The 16,560-nt window shown below is 52.5% G+C and carries 20 protein-coding genes; 1 reads left to right on the top strand and 19 read right to left on the bottom strand.

What is annotated here, in order from left to right:
* Window positions 1-50: 50 nt before the first annotated feature.
* The 19 genes from glyS to NSQ24_RS10220 all read right to left on the bottom strand — a co-directional run bounded on the left by glyS (window position 51) and on the right by NSQ24_RS10220 (window position 14,757).
* Window positions 51-2,123: a glycine--tRNA ligase subunit beta gene (glyS, locus tag NSQ24_RS10310; RefSeq protein WP_171506856.1), complete on the bottom strand. Its 2,073-nt coding sequence runs from the start codon at window positions 2,121-2,123 to the stop codon at window positions 51-53.
* On the bottom strand, window positions 2,116-3,027 hold the full coding sequence (gene glyQ / locus NSQ24_RS10305; protein WP_081607812.1) for a glycine--tRNA ligase subunit alpha: 912 nt from the start codon (window positions 3,025-3,027) through the stop codon (window positions 2,116-2,118). The genes glyS and glyQ overlap by 8 nt, the downstream gene beginning before the upstream one ends.
* Window positions 3,028-3,373: 346 nt before the next feature.
* Entirely contained in the window at window positions 3,374-4,138 is a 765-nt protein-coding gene (gene recO, locus NSQ24_RS10300; protein WP_003390610.1) for a DNA repair protein RecO, read from the bottom strand.
* Window positions 4,129-4,284, bottom strand: coding sequence for a YqzL family protein (locus NSQ24_RS10295; RefSeq protein WP_003390612.1), 156 nt, complete (start codon window positions 4,282-4,284; stop codon window positions 4,129-4,131). Before NSQ24_RS10295 ends, recO begins: the two co-directional genes overlap by 10 nt.
* 125 nt (window positions 4,285-4,409) lie before the next feature.
* On the bottom strand, window positions 4,410-5,327 hold the full coding sequence (gene era, locus NSQ24_RS10290) for a GTPase Era (RefSeq protein WP_003390614.1): 918 nt from the start codon (window positions 5,325-5,327) through the stop codon (window positions 4,410-4,412).
* Window positions 5,320-5,781 carry a cytidine deaminase gene (locus NSQ24_RS10285; RefSeq protein ID WP_161785208.1) on the bottom strand — a complete coding sequence of 154 codons (462 nt, stop codon included), beginning with the start codon at window positions 5,779-5,781 and terminating at the stop codon, window positions 5,320-5,322. The genes era and NSQ24_RS10285 overlap by 8 nt, the downstream gene beginning before the upstream one ends.
* A gap of 17 nt (window positions 5,782-5,798) precedes the next feature.
* The gene (locus tag NSQ24_RS10280) at window positions 5,799-6,482 is read right to left on the bottom strand and encodes a DUF502 domain-containing protein (protein WP_194247095.1); all 684 of its coding nucleotides are present in this window, start codon (window positions 6,480-6,482) and stop codon (window positions 5,799-5,801) included.
* A gap of 7 nt (window positions 6,483-6,489) precedes the next feature.
* Entirely contained in the window at window positions 6,490-6,873 is a 384-nt protein-coding gene (locus NSQ24_RS10275; protein WP_003390622.1) for a diacylglycerol kinase family protein, read from the bottom strand.
* 10 nt (window positions 6,874-6,883) lie between these two features.
* Window positions 6,884-7,363, bottom strand: coding sequence for an rRNA maturation RNase YbeY (ybeY, locus tag NSQ24_RS10270; protein ID WP_003390624.1), 480 nt, complete (start codon window positions 7,361-7,363; stop codon window positions 6,884-6,886).
* A gap of 15 nt (window positions 7,364-7,378) precedes the next feature.
* Window positions 7,379-8,353 (bottom strand): PhoH family protein, encoded by a 975-nt coding sequence (locus NSQ24_RS10265; RefSeq protein WP_039071503.1) that lies wholly within the window; start codon window positions 8,351-8,353, stop codon window positions 7,379-7,381.
* 34 nt (window positions 8,354-8,387) lie between these two features.
* Window positions 8,388-9,662, bottom strand: coding sequence for a sporulation protein YqfD (gene yqfD, locus NSQ24_RS10260; protein WP_051567410.1), 1,275 nt, complete (start codon window positions 9,660-9,662; stop codon window positions 8,388-8,390).
* A gap of 32 nt (window positions 9,663-9,694) precedes the next feature.
* Window positions 9,695-9,979 (bottom strand): sporulation protein YqfC, encoded by a 285-nt coding sequence (yqfC, locus tag NSQ24_RS10255; protein ID WP_003390630.1) that lies wholly within the window; start codon window positions 9,977-9,979, stop codon window positions 9,695-9,697.
* 229 nt (window positions 9,980-10,208) lie between these two features.
* Window positions 10,209-10,406 carry a sigma-70 family RNA polymerase sigma factor gene (locus tag NSQ24_RS10250; protein WP_003390632.1) on the bottom strand — a complete coding sequence of 66 codons (198 nt, stop codon included), beginning with the start codon at window positions 10,404-10,406 and terminating at the stop codon, window positions 10,209-10,211.
* Window positions 10,407-10,612: 206 nt separating this feature from the next.
* Entirely contained in the window at window positions 10,613-11,104 is a 492-nt protein-coding gene (locus NSQ24_RS10245; RefSeq protein WP_339167738.1) for a hypothetical protein, read from the bottom strand.
* Window positions 11,105-11,115: 11 nt separating this feature from the next.
* Window positions 11,116-12,123, bottom strand: a complete 1,008-nt coding sequence (gene floA, locus NSQ24_RS10240) for a flotillin-like protein FloA (protein WP_003390637.1) — start codon at window positions 12,121-12,123, stop codon at window positions 11,116-11,118.
* 7 nt (window positions 12,124-12,130) lie between these two features.
* Complete coding sequence (locus NSQ24_RS10235; protein WP_122958714.1) at window positions 12,131-13,474, bottom strand: nodulation protein NfeD; 1,344 nt, start codon at window positions 13,472-13,474, stop codon at window positions 12,131-12,133.
* Between the two features lie 216 nt (window positions 13,475-13,690).
* Window positions 13,691-14,137, bottom strand: a complete 447-nt coding sequence (locus tag NSQ24_RS10230; RefSeq protein WP_003390639.1) for a GatB/YqeY domain-containing protein — start codon at window positions 14,135-14,137, stop codon at window positions 13,691-13,693.
* A 17-nt stretch (window positions 14,138-14,154) separates the two neighbouring features.
* Window positions 14,155-14,328 carry a 30S ribosomal protein S21 gene (gene rpsU, locus NSQ24_RS10225; RefSeq protein ID WP_003390641.1) on the bottom strand — a complete coding sequence of 58 codons (174 nt, stop codon included), beginning with the start codon at window positions 14,326-14,328 and terminating at the stop codon, window positions 14,155-14,157.
* A gap of 105 nt (window positions 14,329-14,433) precedes the next feature.
* Window positions 14,434-14,757: a histidine triad nucleotide-binding protein gene (locus NSQ24_RS10220; RefSeq protein WP_003390643.1), complete on the bottom strand. Its 324-nt coding sequence runs from the start codon at window positions 14,755-14,757 to the stop codon at window positions 14,434-14,436.
* Between the two features lie 395 nt (window positions 14,758-15,152).
* On the opposite strand from NSQ24_RS10220, the gene murF reads away from it, so the two are divergent.
* Window positions 15,153-16,535, top strand: coding sequence for a UDP-N-acetylmuramoyl-tripeptide--D-alanyl-D-alanine ligase (murF, locus tag NSQ24_RS10215; RefSeq protein ID WP_339167735.1), 1,383 nt, complete (start codon window positions 15,153-15,155; stop codon window positions 16,533-16,535).
* Window positions 16,536-16,560 lie beyond the last annotated feature (25 nt).

Raw genomic sequence — 16,560 nt, 5'->3', positions numbered from 1 at the left:
AAAAGGTCGCCCCCGCGAGTGCTGGCGGAGGCGAATCTGTATGGTTATAATCAGGCAAACACAAGCTTGGAGAAATCAGCGTACCCGTAAATCAGGCGGGACAGGCGCAGCAACAGGCCCAAACGGTTTTGGCGAACCGCCTGATCTTCCGCCATGACCATCACCTTGTCAAAAAATGCCTGAATCGGTTCACGGAGAGTAGACAGTGTCTCCAGTACGCGCTTTTGATCATCCAGCCCGCTTACTTCCTGAGCTACGGACACGTACGTTTGATGCAGAGCCCGTTCTACGTCTTCTGCAAATAGGCTCTCGGAAACCGCGTCCGCTTCTGCCTTTTGGGCCAGATTGTTTACGCGGTTAAACTGCTCCACGGTAAACTTGAACGCTTCGGACTGCACGGCGTTCATCAGTGCTTTTGCTTTTTGCAAAAGTACAGGCAGCACATTCAAATCTGCGGACAGAACAGCATCGATCACGTCGTAACGGACGCCTTCTTCCTGCAGTACATTTTTCAGGCGCAGTGCGAAGAAGTCCTTGAGGTCCTGTTTCACTTCATCACTCGTGCGTTTGGACACGCCTTGTTCGTTGTACGAAGAAAGCGCAGCATCCCACAGCTCATCGAGTGAGAGGGTCCAGTTCCGATCAAGCAGAATGGCCACGATACCGGCAGCCATCCGGCGCAATCCGTACGGGTCTTGGGAACCGGTCGGGACAATGCCGATCGAGAAGCAGCCGACGATCGTATCCAGCTTGTCGGCAATACTCGCAATCGCTCCGGGTGCGGACACGGGCAGCTGGTCTCCGGAGAAACGCGGGAGATAGTGCTCAAACACACCGTGCGCTACCGTTTCGCTTTCGCCAGCCTTGCGGGCGTAATCCTCACCCATCACGCCTTGCAGTTCAGGGAATTCGCCGACCATATTGGTGACGAGGTCAAACTTGGCAATCTCGGCGATACGGTCCACCTGGCGAGCTTCCTCTGCGGTGATGCCCAGCTTTTCAGCGATCAGGGCTGCTGTCTTGCGGACGCGGCGCACTTTGTCGCCGATGGTCCCCAGCTCTTCATGGAAAACAATCGTCTCCAAACGCTTCAGACAACTGTCAATCGAGAGCTTCTGGTCTTCCTCGTAAAAGAAGCGCGCATCGGACAGACGGGCCCGGAGAACTTTTTCATTTCCTTTGGCCACATTCTCCAGCGCATGGCTGTCGCCATTGCGAACCGTAACAAAGTGATTCAGCAGCTGGCCGCTGGCATCCTCCACCGGGAAATAGCGCTGATGCTCCCGCATGGATGTAACCAATACCTCGCGCGGTATAGAGAGAAAATCCCGTTCAAAGGTACCGAACAGAGCTGTCGGATATTCGACGAGATGCACAACCTCGTCCAGCAGTCCTTCGTCCATCGGAATCCGCCAGCCGTTTTCTTTTTCCAAACGGCGGATTTGTTCGACGATCAGAGAGCGGCGCTCTTCTGCACTGACAATGACATGCTCCTCCGCCAATCGGCTCGCATATTCGGCAGGCGCTTGCAGGCTCACTGCCTGGCTGCCCAGGAAACGATGGCCACGGGTCACATTGCCTGTCTTTACGCCGGCAATTTCCATCTCAACCAGCTCTGCACCAAAAAGGGCAACGAGCCAGCGGATCGGCCGAACGAACTTCAGGTCATGGGCACCCCAGCGCATGTTCTTTGGAAAGTTCATGGACGTAATGACATCCGCAAGCGCTGGCAGCAGGCTGACCGTTTCTTTTCCTGCTTCCAATCTCCGTGCATGGACGTACTCTGCACCGTTTACTTCCTTGAAGTACAGCTGCTCTGTATCGACACCGTTGCTGCGTGCGAAGCCCTGTGCCGCTTTGGTCCAGTTGCCCGCTTCATCTACAGCGATCTTTTTTGCCGGCCCTTTTGCTTCCTCGTCTTTATCCGGCTGCTTTTCTGCAAGGCCGTGGATCAACAAAGCGAGGCGGCGAGGCGTTTCATAAGAATCGATCTTGTCGTATGGGATGCGCTGGCCCTCCAGCCAATTCTCGACTTTTTCGCGCAATTGCGCCGCTGCTCCGGCAATAAAGCGGGCAGGCATCTCTTCCGTACCAATCTCCAAAAGAAAATCTCGTTTACTCATTTGTGCTCACTCCTTCCTTGCTGTCAGCCGCGTGTTTCAGCATAGGGAAACCGAGGCGCTCGCGCTCAGCCAGGTAGGTCTGGGCTACTTCACGGGACAAATTGCGCACCCTGGCAATGTAACCGGTTCTCTCCGTCACGCTGATGGCGCCTCTGGCATCGAGCAGGTTAAAGGTGTGGGAGCATTTCAGCACGTAGTCATACGCAGGGAATACAAGATGTTCTTTCATCAACCGTTTGGCTTCGGCTTCGTACGTATTGTACAGGTTGAACAGCATGTCCACGTCAGACAGCTCGAACGTGTATTTGGAATGCTCATACTCCGGCTGCAGGAACACGTCACCGTAGGTAACGCCGTTCACCCATTCCAGGTCAAAGACGTTCTCCTTCTCCTGGATGTAGGAGGCAAGTCGCTCCAGGCCGTACGTAAGCTCGACTGCGACTGGCTTGCACTCCAGTCCGCCTACTTGCTGGAAGTACGTGAACTGGGTAATCTCCATACCGTCCAGCCACACTTCCCAGCCCAGTCCCCACGCACCGAGACCCGGGTGCTCCCAGTTGTCCTCGACAAAGCGGATGTCGTGCTCGAGCGGGTTGATTCCCAACTGGCGAAGGCTCTCCAGATACAGCTCCTGAATGTTGTCCGGAGACGGCTTCATAATCACTTGAAATTGATGATGCTGGTACAAGCGGTTCGGGTTTTCCCCGTAGCGGCCGTCAGCCGGGCGACGGGATGGCTCTACGTACGCCACATTCCACGGCTCCGGGCCGATCGAGCGCAGGAATGTCATCGGATTCAGTGTGCCCGCCCCTTTTTCCACATCATACGGTTGAACGACCAGGCAGTTTTGCTTTGCCCAATAATTCTGCAGTGTCAAAATGATGTCTTGAAACGTCATGCTCATGGACTTGTACCTCCCTGTTTTTTTCGGGCCAGCCTGTAGGGACAAAATAAAAAACCTCCCGCCGCCTACACTGTTGCCCAACAGTGTAGGGACGAGAGGATCTCCCGCGGTTCCACCCTACTTGACGACACGCCGAACGCATCGTCCTCTTTCCGAAAAAAGCGTTGCTCCAGAATGCCCTTCGTCAGCTTGGTTACCGGGCTTTCACCCTCCCCGGTTCGCTTTGTCAGACCACCCGCACATCCCTTTTGCAGGTCCATCCGAAAAAACCAGCGGCCGACTACTCCTTTCTTTCACCGCAACGTATTTGAATTGGTTTTTATGATAGCGAAAAGTGTTCGGAATGTCAATCGCTCCCGGCGAGCGGCATTCGTTCCATCTGATCCAGGAAGGCTCTGCTCTTGAGCCGCAAATCAAGGTGCTCATCCATGAAGCTTCTGAGCACATGCTTGAGCTGGCTTCTGGTCGTCGGCTTTACCTCGATGTCCCCCAGACGCTCCAGATCAAAAACCTGGAACAGCCTGAGCAGCTTCCAGACCGACGGAGTCACAGCAATCGCATAGGCATCGCCGGCTGCACAAGCAGGGCACAGCAAGCCTCCCTGCGAGACGCTGATGACATAAGGCTCACGCTGCTCGCCGCAGTTGGCGCAAGCTGTCAAGCGTGGAGTGATTCCGGCTACCTGAAGCATTTTGGTTTCGAATATGCGGCAAAGAATCTCCGGGTCCCGTCCTTCGTCGAGGTGGCGAAAGAGCTGGTGCAACAACTGAAACAAAAAAGGATTTCCTTCTCCGTCTTCTGTCAGCCGGTCCAACAGTTCTGCTATGTAAGCGGCATAAGCCGTAGACATCAAATCCTGCCGCAGATCCCGAAACGAGTCAACGATCTCTCCCTGCGAGAGATCGGCCATACCGCTTCCGGGTCCCGTTTTACAGAGATAGTATCCGTGGGTAAAGAGCTGGGAGACGGCGCTCAACCGGCTCTTGGCCTTCTTGGCGCCTCGAGCCATGATCGCTACCTTGCCGCGCTCCCGGGTAAACAGGGTCACCACTTTGCTGGACTCGCCATAGTCCACGCTTCGGATGACGATACCTTCCCATTTTACAAGCATGCGTGTGTGTCACCCAATTCATCCTGGGCGAGATCAAACGGGGCCTCCTCACTGGCTCCTGACGTTTGAAGGTGCTCTCTGTAGAGGAGATAAGCATGGATATCACCGGTTGAAGCGAAATAACTCCAAGAAAACTCGTTGAGCATGGAGCAACATCCTTTCTGTTTTCGGCTAAATCCACTTCCTTACTTAGATTCACCTGTGCCCGTTATTCTATGCCTTGGAAAAATTACCTTCGATCGCCAAGCCGCTTGCCGCAAGCAAAAACGTCTTATTCCTCGTTGTAGAAGCCAAAGTTTCGCAGCATTCTTTCCTGGTTGCGCCAATCCTTTTTGACCTTGATCCACAATTCCAAAAACACCTTGTCACCCAGCAGCCGCTCGATATCCACCCGTGCGCGTTTGCCGATTTCCTTGAGCATCTTGCCTTTTTCGCCGATCAAAATGCCCTTCTGCGAATCGCGCTCTACATAGATTGCTGCATAGATATACAGCGTTTTGCCGTTTTCTCCCCGCTTCACTTCTTCGATCGTGACGGCAATCGAATGGGGAATCTCTTCGCGCGTCAGATGGAGCACTTTTTCGCGAATCAATTCAGCCATGACGAATCGCTCAGGATGGTCCGTCACCTGGTCGGCCGGGTAAAACATCGGTCCCTCTTCCATTTCATCAAAGATGGCCTGTACGAGAGATCCCGTATTATTCCCCTCCATTGCGGAGATCGGAATGATCGCTTTGAACTCGTACAACTGCCGGTACTCGTCAATAATCGGCAGCAGGGCTTCCGGATGGACCTTGTCAATTTTGTTGATGACTAAAAAAACCGGTGTCTTCACCTGTTTGAGGCGATCGATAATGTACTCGTCGCCCGCCCCGCGTTTTTCTGTCGCGTCAATCACAAAGAGCACCAGGTCGACTTCATTCAAGGTGTTTTCCGCCACCGAGACCATGTAGTCGCCCAGCTTTGATTTCGGCTTGTGAATGCCCGGGGTATCCAGGAAGATGACTTGGCCTTCTTCTGTCGTATATACGGCCGTAATTTTATTGCGCGTCGTTTGCGGCTTGTTTGACATGATGGCAATTTTTTGGCCAACAATGTGATTGAGCAAGGTTGACTTGCCGACGTTTGGTCTGCCCACGATCGAGACAAACCCCGATTTGAACGATGATTTGGTCTTGCGGTTATCCACGTAAATCCTCCTTGGTGAACGCCCCTGGCAGCAGGGCTGATACGGTTGTCTCCAAGACATCTCCATTCAGATTGGACAGAATGACAGGCATGTCAGGCGGGCATAATTCGGCCATGACCTGGCGGCAGGCACCGCACGGCGAGACGGGATCCGGCGTATCGGCTACGACGGCAATCGCCTTGTATTGTTTGTCTCCCTCGGAAAAAGCCTTGAACAAAGCTGTTCTCTCCGCACAGTTGCAGAGGGGAAACGCCGCGTTTTCAATGTTGCAGCCGAGATATACCTTGCCGCTTTCCGCCAGGAGCGCTGCGCCCACAGGAAACTTGGAATAAGGTACATAGGCCCGTTGTCTAGCTTCTTTTGCCTGCGCCAAAAGCGCTTGTTTATCCATATTCATCACTCTCTGTTCTGTGAAAAACGCTGAGGCGTTTTTCTTATTTTCGACTTCAAACACATACTTCTTGCACCGTTTTACGACTCCTCTGGTTGAATCAATGCGGTGGGCTCGCTAAGCCGCTCTTTTGGCGGAACAACACCGCCCGAGATGACAAATTTTAACCCATCTTCGATCGACATGTCCAGAAATGTTACCTCACTTCGCGGAACCAGGGCAAGCCAGCCATTGGTCGGATTGGGCGATTTGGGCAAAAACACGTTTACGTATTCCTTGCCCGTAAACTCCAAGGCCCCGCCCTGCGACTCTCCTGTTAAAAATCCGACCGTGTACACTCCCTTACGCGGATATTCCACCAGCACCACCTGCTTGAAGCTGGAGCGTTCATGCACCAGCGCTTGGGACACCTGCTGAACCGTAGAATACACGCCTCGTGCGACCGGAATGAACCCGAACAGCCGCTCCACCATGGAAAAGACATGCCTTCCGACCGGTGTACGGGCAATCCCCCCGATCAATAGCAGGATCAATAGCAGCAGCAAAACCCCGATGACCGGGATGTGGCCATGAAAAGGGACGCCAAGAAACCAGACGAGCTCCCCCTGCCTGGAGGCCAGTCCGGTTGTCAGCATCAGTTCTGTCAGCCATCCCCCGACAGCGCGATCCACCATGAAAAAAACCAACTGCAACAAGTAGACGGTTACAAACAACGGAAGCAATACCATGAAGCCAGCGAATACTCGTTGCCACACTGCAGTCATGCTCCTTTCACGCTGGTAGCCATGCGGACAATTTTTGTAGGATAGGAGGACCAAAGACGTACAATCCGACGATGACAGACAATACGGCCGCAACCAGTACAGATCCGGCAGCCGCATCCTTGGCTGCTTTTGCCTTTTCGTGTCTCTCGGGTGAAGCGAGATCCACTGTTGCCTCGATTGCCGTGTTCATCAGCTCTAATGAAAAGACGAGCGCGATAGAAAAAAAGACCAGCAAAACATCGTTGCGGGAAATCTCCAACCACCACGCCATCACCAGCGCCACGATGGCTGCTGCGACGTGAATGCGCATGTTTCGCTGAGTCTTCACGGTATGGGCAATTCCTGCAAAGGCGTACGAAAAGCTGCGAATAAAGCTGCTCCATGCACGCAAGGTATATCGCCTACCTCGTCAAGCCAATTTTCTGCAGTACTTCCTCTTGACGGGAAAACATTTCTTTTTCTTCCTGCTCGGTTTGATGGTCATACCCGAGGAGATGGAGAAAGCCATGGACGGCCAAAAAGCCCAGCTCCCGCTCCAGTGAATGACCGTAATCCCGGGCTTGCTCCTCAGCCTTTGGCAACGAAATAATGATGTCGCCAAGCATGTTGGGAAATTGGTCAAGCTCTTCTTCGTCGATAAAAATGTCCATTTCGCCTTCTCCCGCCTCGTTCATGGCGAAAGACAGAACATCTGTTGGACGATCGACATTCCTGTACTCGCGGTTCAGCTCGTGTATGCGTTCATTGTTAACCAATGTGACGACCACTTCTCCGCTGACTTCTTCCCGCTCTGCTGCTTCCTGCAGACAGCGGACGATAAGGGCTTCGAGCTGCTCGCCAATCGGTTCGATTTCTTCGTGAAGGACTTCTACAGATAACACGAATGCTTGTCTCCTTTACCTGGTGCTGTGTTCTACTTCGTCTTTGGCGTACGCCTCGATAATTTTTTGAACCAGGCTGTGACGTACGACATCCGTCTCCTGGAAGCGGATAAAGGCGACGTCCGGGATAGGGCCGAGAATCCGCTCAGCCTCTCGCAATCCGGACTTTTTGCCCTTCGGCAGGTCGATCTGTGTCACGTCACCCGTAATCACCATCTTGGAGCCGAATCCAAGACGGGTCAAAAACATTTTCATCTGCTCCGGAGTGGTGTTCTGGGCCTCATCGAGAATGACAAAGCTGTCCTCCAGCGTGCGGCCGCGCATATACGCAAGAGGCGCCACCTCGATCAGTCCCCGCTCCATCATTTTTGCCACCTGCTCTACACCCAGCATGTCGTACAGTGCATCGTACAGCGGACGCAGATAAGGATCTACCTTTTCCTGCAGGTCGCCAGGCAAAAAACCGAGACTTTCCCCTGCTTCTACCGCAGGCCGTGTCAGGACGATCCGTTTGACTCGTCCATTTTTAAGAGCGCTGACTGCCATCACAACCGCCAGATACGTTTTTCCGGTACCCGCCGGTCCGATGCCAAACACGATATCATGCCGTTTCATTTCGGATAAATAATGGCGCTGTCCCAGTGTCTTGGCGCGAATCAGTTTTCCTTTCTGCGTCCGAGCCACTTCCTCCTCGTAGACATGGAGCAGCTGTTCAACCTCTCCATTTTCGAGAAATTGCAGCGCGTACGATACGTCACGCTCAGAAAGGGGGATGCCTCTGCGGATCAGCTGAAGCAAAACGGAAAACAAGCGAGACAGCTTATCCACCTCTGCCTTGTCACCAGCGATGAGGACCTCACCACTTCGGGAAATGATTTTTGCAGTTGTTTTTTCTTCAATGATTTTTAGATACGCATCGTGGGGTCCAAACAACAGTAGTGCTTCAGATGCATCAGCAAACGGGATTTTTACCTCTTCTTGTACGTGCAACAGGCTTCCATCTCCTTGCAGCAGTAATCATATGTTAGGGAGCTGGATCAGGCGAGGGCGGCGAGGCCACAATCGGCTGTTCCTCAGCAATATCTTCGATGACAGAAAAATGAATGCTCAAGTAAACTTTACCATTCTCTCTCTTGACGTGCAAAACTTTTTCGTCTCGAATGGCCGCATCCGCTCCCGCTTTTTGCAAGATATCCTCGCGTGCGATCTGTTGGGCCAAAGCGATTGCCTCCTCTTGGCTGAGCTCCTGCGCGACCGGCTCTACCTCCGCATGCGTAACGGTCTTCCAGCCGATGGGAATCGAGAACCCGGCTATCGAAGGCGAATATCTTTCTTCGGAGGACTCCGCTTTTGCAAATGGCTCGATTTGCCACGGCCAAATCTGCAGCGCGTATGGCCCGACCAGCAAGTACTGGTGTTCTTGCTTTTCCCCCGTGTAGCGGTATTGGGAACGGGTTAGCGGAACGGAGACGTTGCTGATATACCAGACTTCTCCTTTTACAGTCCCTTTGGCTGCCACTGCCTTTTGCCGTTGATCATTCCCGATGATCCCTGAAATGAGGATTTGTCCTTTATTGACAACCTGATTGACCGTCACCGCTTTCTTGCCTGCCTCTGGCAAAATGGTGGAAATGACCGCCCGCTTCTTTGCCACCAGATGGCGTGGCCCGATCGGATCAGGCAACTCCTGTTCCTCCTTCTCGACCACCTGGATGATCGCCTTCGTTCCCTGGATGTTCACCCATATCCAGGAGGCTTGCGGAATCAGCTTCATCATCTCCCGCCGTATTTCCTGCGGTTCTTTTAGTTTGGCCTTCCATACCCCTTCTTTAATCCCTACTTGTTCTGCTGCCTTGGCCACCATTTCCGGATGGAGCTTTTTGGTCCCCACTACCTCTATTTGCCAAACGAATGAGGAGAGCATGTACAATCCGAAGAAAAACAAAGCGACACCCGTGATAAAACCCGCTTTTTTCCGCAAACGAAACAGCCAAAACGGAAATCCCTCCCGCTTTTGCACATGCACCCGGCAGCCCGTCTCCTTTAAAAGCGGCCGCAAGCGAAAGTAATCCTGAAGCAGGATATCACAACTGCTGACCTCTGTACCGACCCTGCGAATGTTCCATACCTGTATTCCCTGTCGCACTGCCATGTTGAGGAACCTTTCAAAACGTTTGCCACGGACCGTAATCGTGATATGTCCGTTCATCCATTCCTGCAGTCCATTGCGCATGCTAGTCCCCACTTTCCTCGCGTATTCACCCTCATCCCCGCCGGGAATGGCAGACCACTGGCTCATCGGTGGCCCCCCATCCTTCCTGCGAGTCCGACTTACGTTTTCTCGAGAAATTTCACCCCGCCGATCCTGCCTTCCAATAGCACTTCTTCGGGTAAAATGGCGCGGATGACCAGTTGCTCTCCCGTCACAATCAGTTGACCGTTGGTTAACAGTAAACGGAGCTCCTTCTCACTGAAGTGGAGAACTCCGCGGTGGTTTTCAATATACATCTGCAAATGACCAATCATGGTGATGCGCGGGACTTCGAGAACCACATCCTGCGGCAAATCCAGCACTCCTACTGCCAGATTACGCAACCGGCGGCTCCATCGCCTCATGAGTAAGCCCCCCCTTTCGCTGACGCATCTATGGAGTATGGAGAAAGAAAATCGTCAAAGACAAGACAGCATCGTGCCCGCAATTCTTCTCTTATAACCGTATGCGGCATAGCCGGAGGAACATGCAGAAAACTTCATGTCACAAACGAAACGATAGGCGAGAGGACCCAAAGGCAGCCAAAATAAAAAAAGCCCGTCACTCCATGCGAGGAGGAGCAGGCTAGTTCTATCATCCTTGATGAACGGGTTGTTTGGAACCCTTCGAGGATCGCGAGGCCGCTTTCCACTTTTTCAGTACACGCTTTACTTTTTCAGCCGTACAACCGCAGGCGATTGCTGTCTCGTAGATGGATTTTTTTTCATAAATCACCAGCCGAATCACTTTCTGTCGAAATCGGCTCATCCCTTCCAATGCCTGTGGATTCATCCTTTTCTACCCCTTATCTTTTCTAAATATTGTAATTCTTTTCCTTCTTTAAGAATAGGAGATGGATGCAATCGACACAAGTAGTGTTATTCGATATCTTTCGACAGCGAAATCTACCAAAGGGAAGCCTTCTATGGAAAAAAGAAGAGCTGCCCTGCATGCAGTCTCTTCTGCTTTACAGGACAGCCCCTGCGGCCAAAATAGGTTTACAACCTTCTTCTCGCTGGAAGATGGGGAGTGCGCGCTCGAGGTGGGCCATAAATCATCGCCCACTTCATCCCTTCCCGAGGATCGAACGTATCGTGCTGCTCTTCCTCACGCGAAACTGCAGGAGCGCTTGCAGACTCTTTTCTCTCCAGCGGACGTTCTGCCTCAGCAGCGGTTTCCAGCGTCACCAAATGCTCCGACTCTTGCCACCCCTCAGTCTGTACGCTGCTTTCCATAGCAGGTGCCGCTTCAGGTCGAGGCTCAAGCGATGTGACGGTCCGCCTTTCTTCCTGCTCTTGCTCCCACGGCCATCCGCCGCCATCCGCTGGTGTAAGCACCGGGCGGGGAGCGGGTTTTTGATTCGGCTTTTTATTTCCTTTCAGACCTAACAGCTTATAGCCCAAGTAGCCCAGTATGACAAACCAGAACTTGCCGATCAGCGGAATTGCCCAACCCAGCAGATCAAATAAGAGCTCCAGGAGATCGTCCATGATCCCGGCCTCTACTTCTTGTCATCCGGCGGGGTAATCGGTTTCTGTTTTTCACCCGCATGACCGAATGATTGACGCATCTGGGTATCCGCTGAAATATTTTGCAGGTTGTAGTAATCCATTACGCCCATTTTGCCGCTTTTCAAAGCCTCGGACAAAGCGAGTGGCACTTGCGCCTCCGCTTCCACTACTTTTGCTTTCATCTCTTCTACGCGGGCTTTCATTTCCTGTTCGGTTGCGACAGCCATCGCGCGGCGCTCTTCGGCTTTTGCCTGGGCAATGCGTTTGTCCGCCTCTGCCTGATCGGTCTGAAGCTGTGCCCCGATGTTTTTCCCTACATCTACATCTGCAATGTCGATGGACAGGATTTCAAAAGCGGTACCAGCGTCCAACCCTTTGTTCAATACCGTTTGGGAAATTCTGTCCGGATTCTCCAGCACGTCTTTATGCGCCTCGGAAGAACCGATTGTCGTCACAATTCCTTCTCCTACACGGGCAATGATCGTCTCTTCGCCTGCACCCCCGACGAGTCGGTCGATATTGGCACGCACGGTTACCTTTGCTTTCGCTTTTACTTCAATACCGTTCTTGGCCATCGCAGCTACGATTGGCGTTTCGATTACCTTCGGATTGACGCTCATTTGGACCGCTTGAAGCACGTCGCGGCCAGCCAGGTCAATCGCGGCCGCACGCTCGAAGCCAAGCGGAATATCCGCACGCTGCGCGGCAACCAGGGCATCAACAACGCGGTCTACGTTACCGCCGGCGAGATAGTGACTCTCCAGTTGATTGGTGTCCAGCTCAAGCCCTGCTTTTCTTGCCTTGATCAACGGATTGACGATCCGCGACGGGATAACCCGGCGCAGGCGCATAGCCACCAGTGTAATGATCCCGATCCGAACGCCGGACGCCAATGCAGATATCCAGAGCATGACCGGGACGAACGAGAAGAAGATGGACAGGACAACAATTGCCACTGCCACCATAAAAATAAGAGGAATTAATCCGCTTTCCAACATGTACAATCTACTCCTTTTGATCGATTTCCTGAACGACTACCCGAGTTCCCTCAACTTGGCTCACGACTATTTGCGAACCAGCGGCGATAAATCCGCCTGCGCTGACTGCGTCAATCCGCTTGCCATCAATCTTCACGACACCGGCCGGACGAAGCGGCGTCAGTGCCACACCGTTTTTGTTCAACAAATCGCGCTGGTCTTTCGGGGCGACGTATCCCGCTTCGTTTCGCTGAACCTCACCTAGGATAAACTTGCTGAAAAGGCCTTTTATCCCATACTTCTTGATGAGAATGAGCATGACGATAACCGTGACCAGAACGGCAATACCCAAAGACGCAAGCCCTTGCTGCGTGTCGTAAGCCGCCATGATCAAACCGGTGACGATACTGATAAAACCAATGGCTCCCACAATTCCGCCCGGCAAAAAGATTTCCATGATCATCAGCAAAATACCGAGGACGAACAGGGCGATGTGCAGCCAGGTGGCAAAACCTGCCACGTAATGCCCGAAGAAGTACAGGCCAAAGGCACACAGCGATATCGTCCCCGCCACACCAAAGCCTGGCGCAAACAATTCAACGACGATTCCGACCAGGCCGACAATCAGCAGCAGACTCATGACGACCGGACTTGTAACGACACGGGCGACACGCTCTCCCACTGTAGGCTCGATGGTCTGCAGGCTGTCCGCCTGAACACCCAGGTACGAAAGCAATTCTGCTTTGCCCGACACCACCTGATCGGCATATCCGAGCTCTTTGGCCCGTTCTGCCCCGAGCGAGAGGACGGTCCCCTTGCCTTTCAGCCCGGGATACTCTTTGTCGATCTCTACCATTGCACGGGCTACCTCTTCGTTTCGCCCGTTCAGCGCTGCTGCTTGGGCCATTTTTTCAGACCAGCCGGAAATGAGCTTCACGTCCGCCGCATTTCCTGCCAGATCGATTGGAGTGGCTGCCCCGATGCTGCTGCCGGGCGTCATCACAATCTCGTTTGCATTTAGGGCTATATAGGTTCCCGCAGAGAAAGCCTGATTGTCGATATAGGCGACTACGTGAACCGGAGATTGCCTGATCAGCTGCCCGATCGAATCGGCAGCTCCGATCTCGCCGCCCGGCGTGTTGATGTGCAGGACAATCAGGTCGGCCTGCTGGCTTTCCGCTTCGGCGAACGCTCTTTTTAGGAAACTTCCCAAGCCTTGCTCGATCTCATGCTCCACAGGGATCCAGTAAGCCTTGTGATAAGTTTTGGCATCGGCCAAATGTCCGGTGGTAAAACCCAAAATCGCTACAGCAATGCAAATGACTGACAGTAATAGCCGCAGAGGGTTCACCGTACGCCTCATTGAACGCATCCCATATACCTCCTTTCTTCGATTGCCTCAGATGTCAGCTACTAAGGGTATACGGAATACATCCCTAATCGTTTCATTTTTCCTTTGTTCATTGTCAGGATCGGCATTTTCACGCAAAATATCCCGCTTCTGGAAGCTTTTCGCTGCAAAAAAAGAAAAACCCAGTCGTTTGAAGACTGAGTTTTTCTGTCGTATCTATATGAGGTTGTTCCTTTTTTACGTTGGTAGTTCCTCAGATACTATCTTTTGCACGAGTGTACCGTCAGCTTTTCCCTTTACTTTTGGCATGATGACGCCCATTACCTTGCCCATCTCCTTTTTGGAAGAGGCACCGGTGGAAGCAATCGCTTCCCGGACAATCTCACGAACTTCGTTTTCACTCAGTTGTACAGGCAAATAAGCTGAAAGCACTTCAATTTCTTCTCGTGTTTTTTCGGCCAGATCCAAACGGCCGCCTTTTTCAAACTCATGGAGGGATTCACGGCGCTGTTTTAACTCACGGGTCAAGATGGTCAGCTCTTCGTCTTCAGACAACTGTCTACCTTTGTTAATCTCTTCGTTCTGGAACGCAGCTTTCACCATGCGAATAACAGAGAGTTTTAGCGCAGCTTTGTCCTTCATCGCTTGCTTCATATCTTGATTGAGTCGCTCCATTACACTCATGATGGGCCCTCCGTCAATTAATACTTGCGCTTACGAGCTGCTTCGGATTTTTTCTTGCGCTTAATGCTTGGCTTTTCAAAGTGGCGACGTTTACGCAGTTCCGCCATCACCCCAGATTTGGCGCTCTCACGCTTGAAGCGGCGAAGTGCGCTATCCAAAGACTCGTTTTTCTTGACTCGAATTTCTGCCATCTGTCTTCCCTCCCTCCGCTAAAACCGTGGGACACCTGTTACCAACAGACTGTCACACTTCATTATAGGACAGAAAACCAAGGCAGGTCAACCTTTCTTTCCAACTTATTCTTGGAAACCTGCCATAAAGTGATAGTGAATATGGAAAACTTCCTGTCCGGCTGATTTTCCGCAGTTGTTTACGAGACGGAATCCGTCCAGCTTCAATTTTTCCGCAAGATGCTGTGCAACCTTGTGAATATGAGCAATCAGCGGCAAATCCTCTTCCTTTGCATCCATCAACGTAGGAATCGGCTTTCTCGGAATGATCAGGAGGTGGACCTTCGCTTTGGGTGCGATGTCGTGAATCACGATCACCCTGTCATCTTCATATTCAAACCTGGCTGGAATTTCTTTATCCATGATACGCGAAAAAATGCTTTTTTCCATCGGGGAAATCTCCTCCTGCCCGCACATATTCTCATTTCAGAAGCTGTATGTATTGGTAAGATGCCGAGGCCTTCCTCCAAACTAGTATTATGATAGCCGAGTTCCTCCGGGAAATGCAATGTCCGCCCGCCAAAAGGTCGTTTATGCGGACAAAAAAGCCTTGCGGTGTCAGGACAGGAATGGTAGCATGGCTTCGTAGTTTTCCCCGGTATAGTCCGCATCTTTTTTCTATACCGTCCGTGGTCAACAGCGAACGCTGCGCTGCCATGAATTTCTCATCAGAGACAAACGTATCATCAAAGCGTGCGGTCGCCGTTGAGCACGGGAAAAATGTCGAGGCGTTTCGATCCCCGCGGAAATGGGGACATTATGCACGCAAAAAGGAGATTGTTTACATGAAGCCAATGAAACTGGAACAGATCGCCGTCATGGCAGAAGGTCTGGTTTTGTCAGGTGATCCCGCCCTCGCTCTGACCTCTGTTCATTTTGACACGCGGCAGTTGGATGCTGGCGCACTGTTTGTAGCGATTCAAGGTGTACGAGACGGACACGATTACCTCCTGCAAGCGGTTGAAAGGGGAGCACAGGCTGCCATCATCTCCAATCAGCAAAAAATCCCGGAGAATCTGCCGGAAGGCTTTGGACTGATCCTGGTCAACGATACGCTTCGCGCCTTTCAGAAGCTGGCCAAAAATTATCGCAGGCTCTTTCCGATTCCGATGGTTGCCGTTACAGGCAGCATAGGCAAAACGACGACAAAGGATATCGTCTCGCACGTTCTGGAAAGCAAGCTCTCGATCCATAAAACGTATAAAAATCTGAACAACCACCTGGGTGTGCCGTATTCCCTGCTGCAGCTTGCGGACAGCCATCAGGCCGCCGTTCTGGAGCTCGGCATGAATCATGCCGGAGAGATTGATCTGCTCGCCTCTTTAGTAAAGCCTCGCATCAGTGTCATCACGTACATCGGTGAATCCCATCTGGAATTTTTCGGTTCCCGGGAAAAAATCGCGCTGGCCAAGGCAGAGCTGCTGCCCCATACGGATCCCGACGGCTTTGTTCTGTTAAACGGCGACAATGAATACTTGCGCAAAATCGCTCATTTGTACCCTGGCAAGGTTCTCACCTACTCGGTCGAGGGTCCGGCGGATATTTGGGCGGAACGCATAACGGCGGAAGAGAACGGCATGGCATTTGACGTCTGTTTTCGGGGAGGAGACCGTTTTTCCGCATTCCTCCCGCTTTTCGGAAGCCACAATGTGTTGAACGCGCTGCCTGCTGTAGCGATCGCACGCCATTTTGGAATGACCGACGGGGAGATTATCCGGGCTTTGGCCGCTGTAAAGCTGTCCGCCATGCGCTTTGAACGGAAAAATTCCGTCACCGGCGCGGTTTATATCAGCGATGCCTACAATGCCAGCCCCACATCGATGGAAGCGGCTGTCTCCACCTTTGCTGACATCCTGCCAGATCGCACGAAAGTATTGGTATTGGGGGAAATGTACGAGCTTGGTCCGGACAGCGGAGAGATGCATGCACAGGTTGGCCGTTTTGCCAGCAAGCTGCGCGACCGGTTCTCGCTGCTGGTAGCCATCGGAGAGCTGGCCCGTCCCCTGTACGAGGCATACGAAGGCGAGAAGCGCTTCTTCGCTGCGAAGGAAGAAGCTGCGGATTTGCTGGCTTCCCTCTGCGACAGCTCGCATGCCTTTTTGTTCAAGGCCTCGCGCGGAATGGAGCTGTGGACGCTCCTGGAGGAAATCGAGAAGCGACAAGGATAAAAAAAGCCCCGGAATGGGGCTTTTT

It is taken from the genome of Brevibacillus sp. FSL L8-0520 (assembly GCF_037963895.1).
Lineage (GTDB): Bacteria > Bacillota > Bacilli > Brevibacillales > Brevibacillaceae > Brevibacillus > Brevibacillus borstelensis.
The sequence above is the reverse complement of the archived record's forward strand: the minus strand, read 5'-3'. Positions and strand labels throughout refer to the sequence as shown.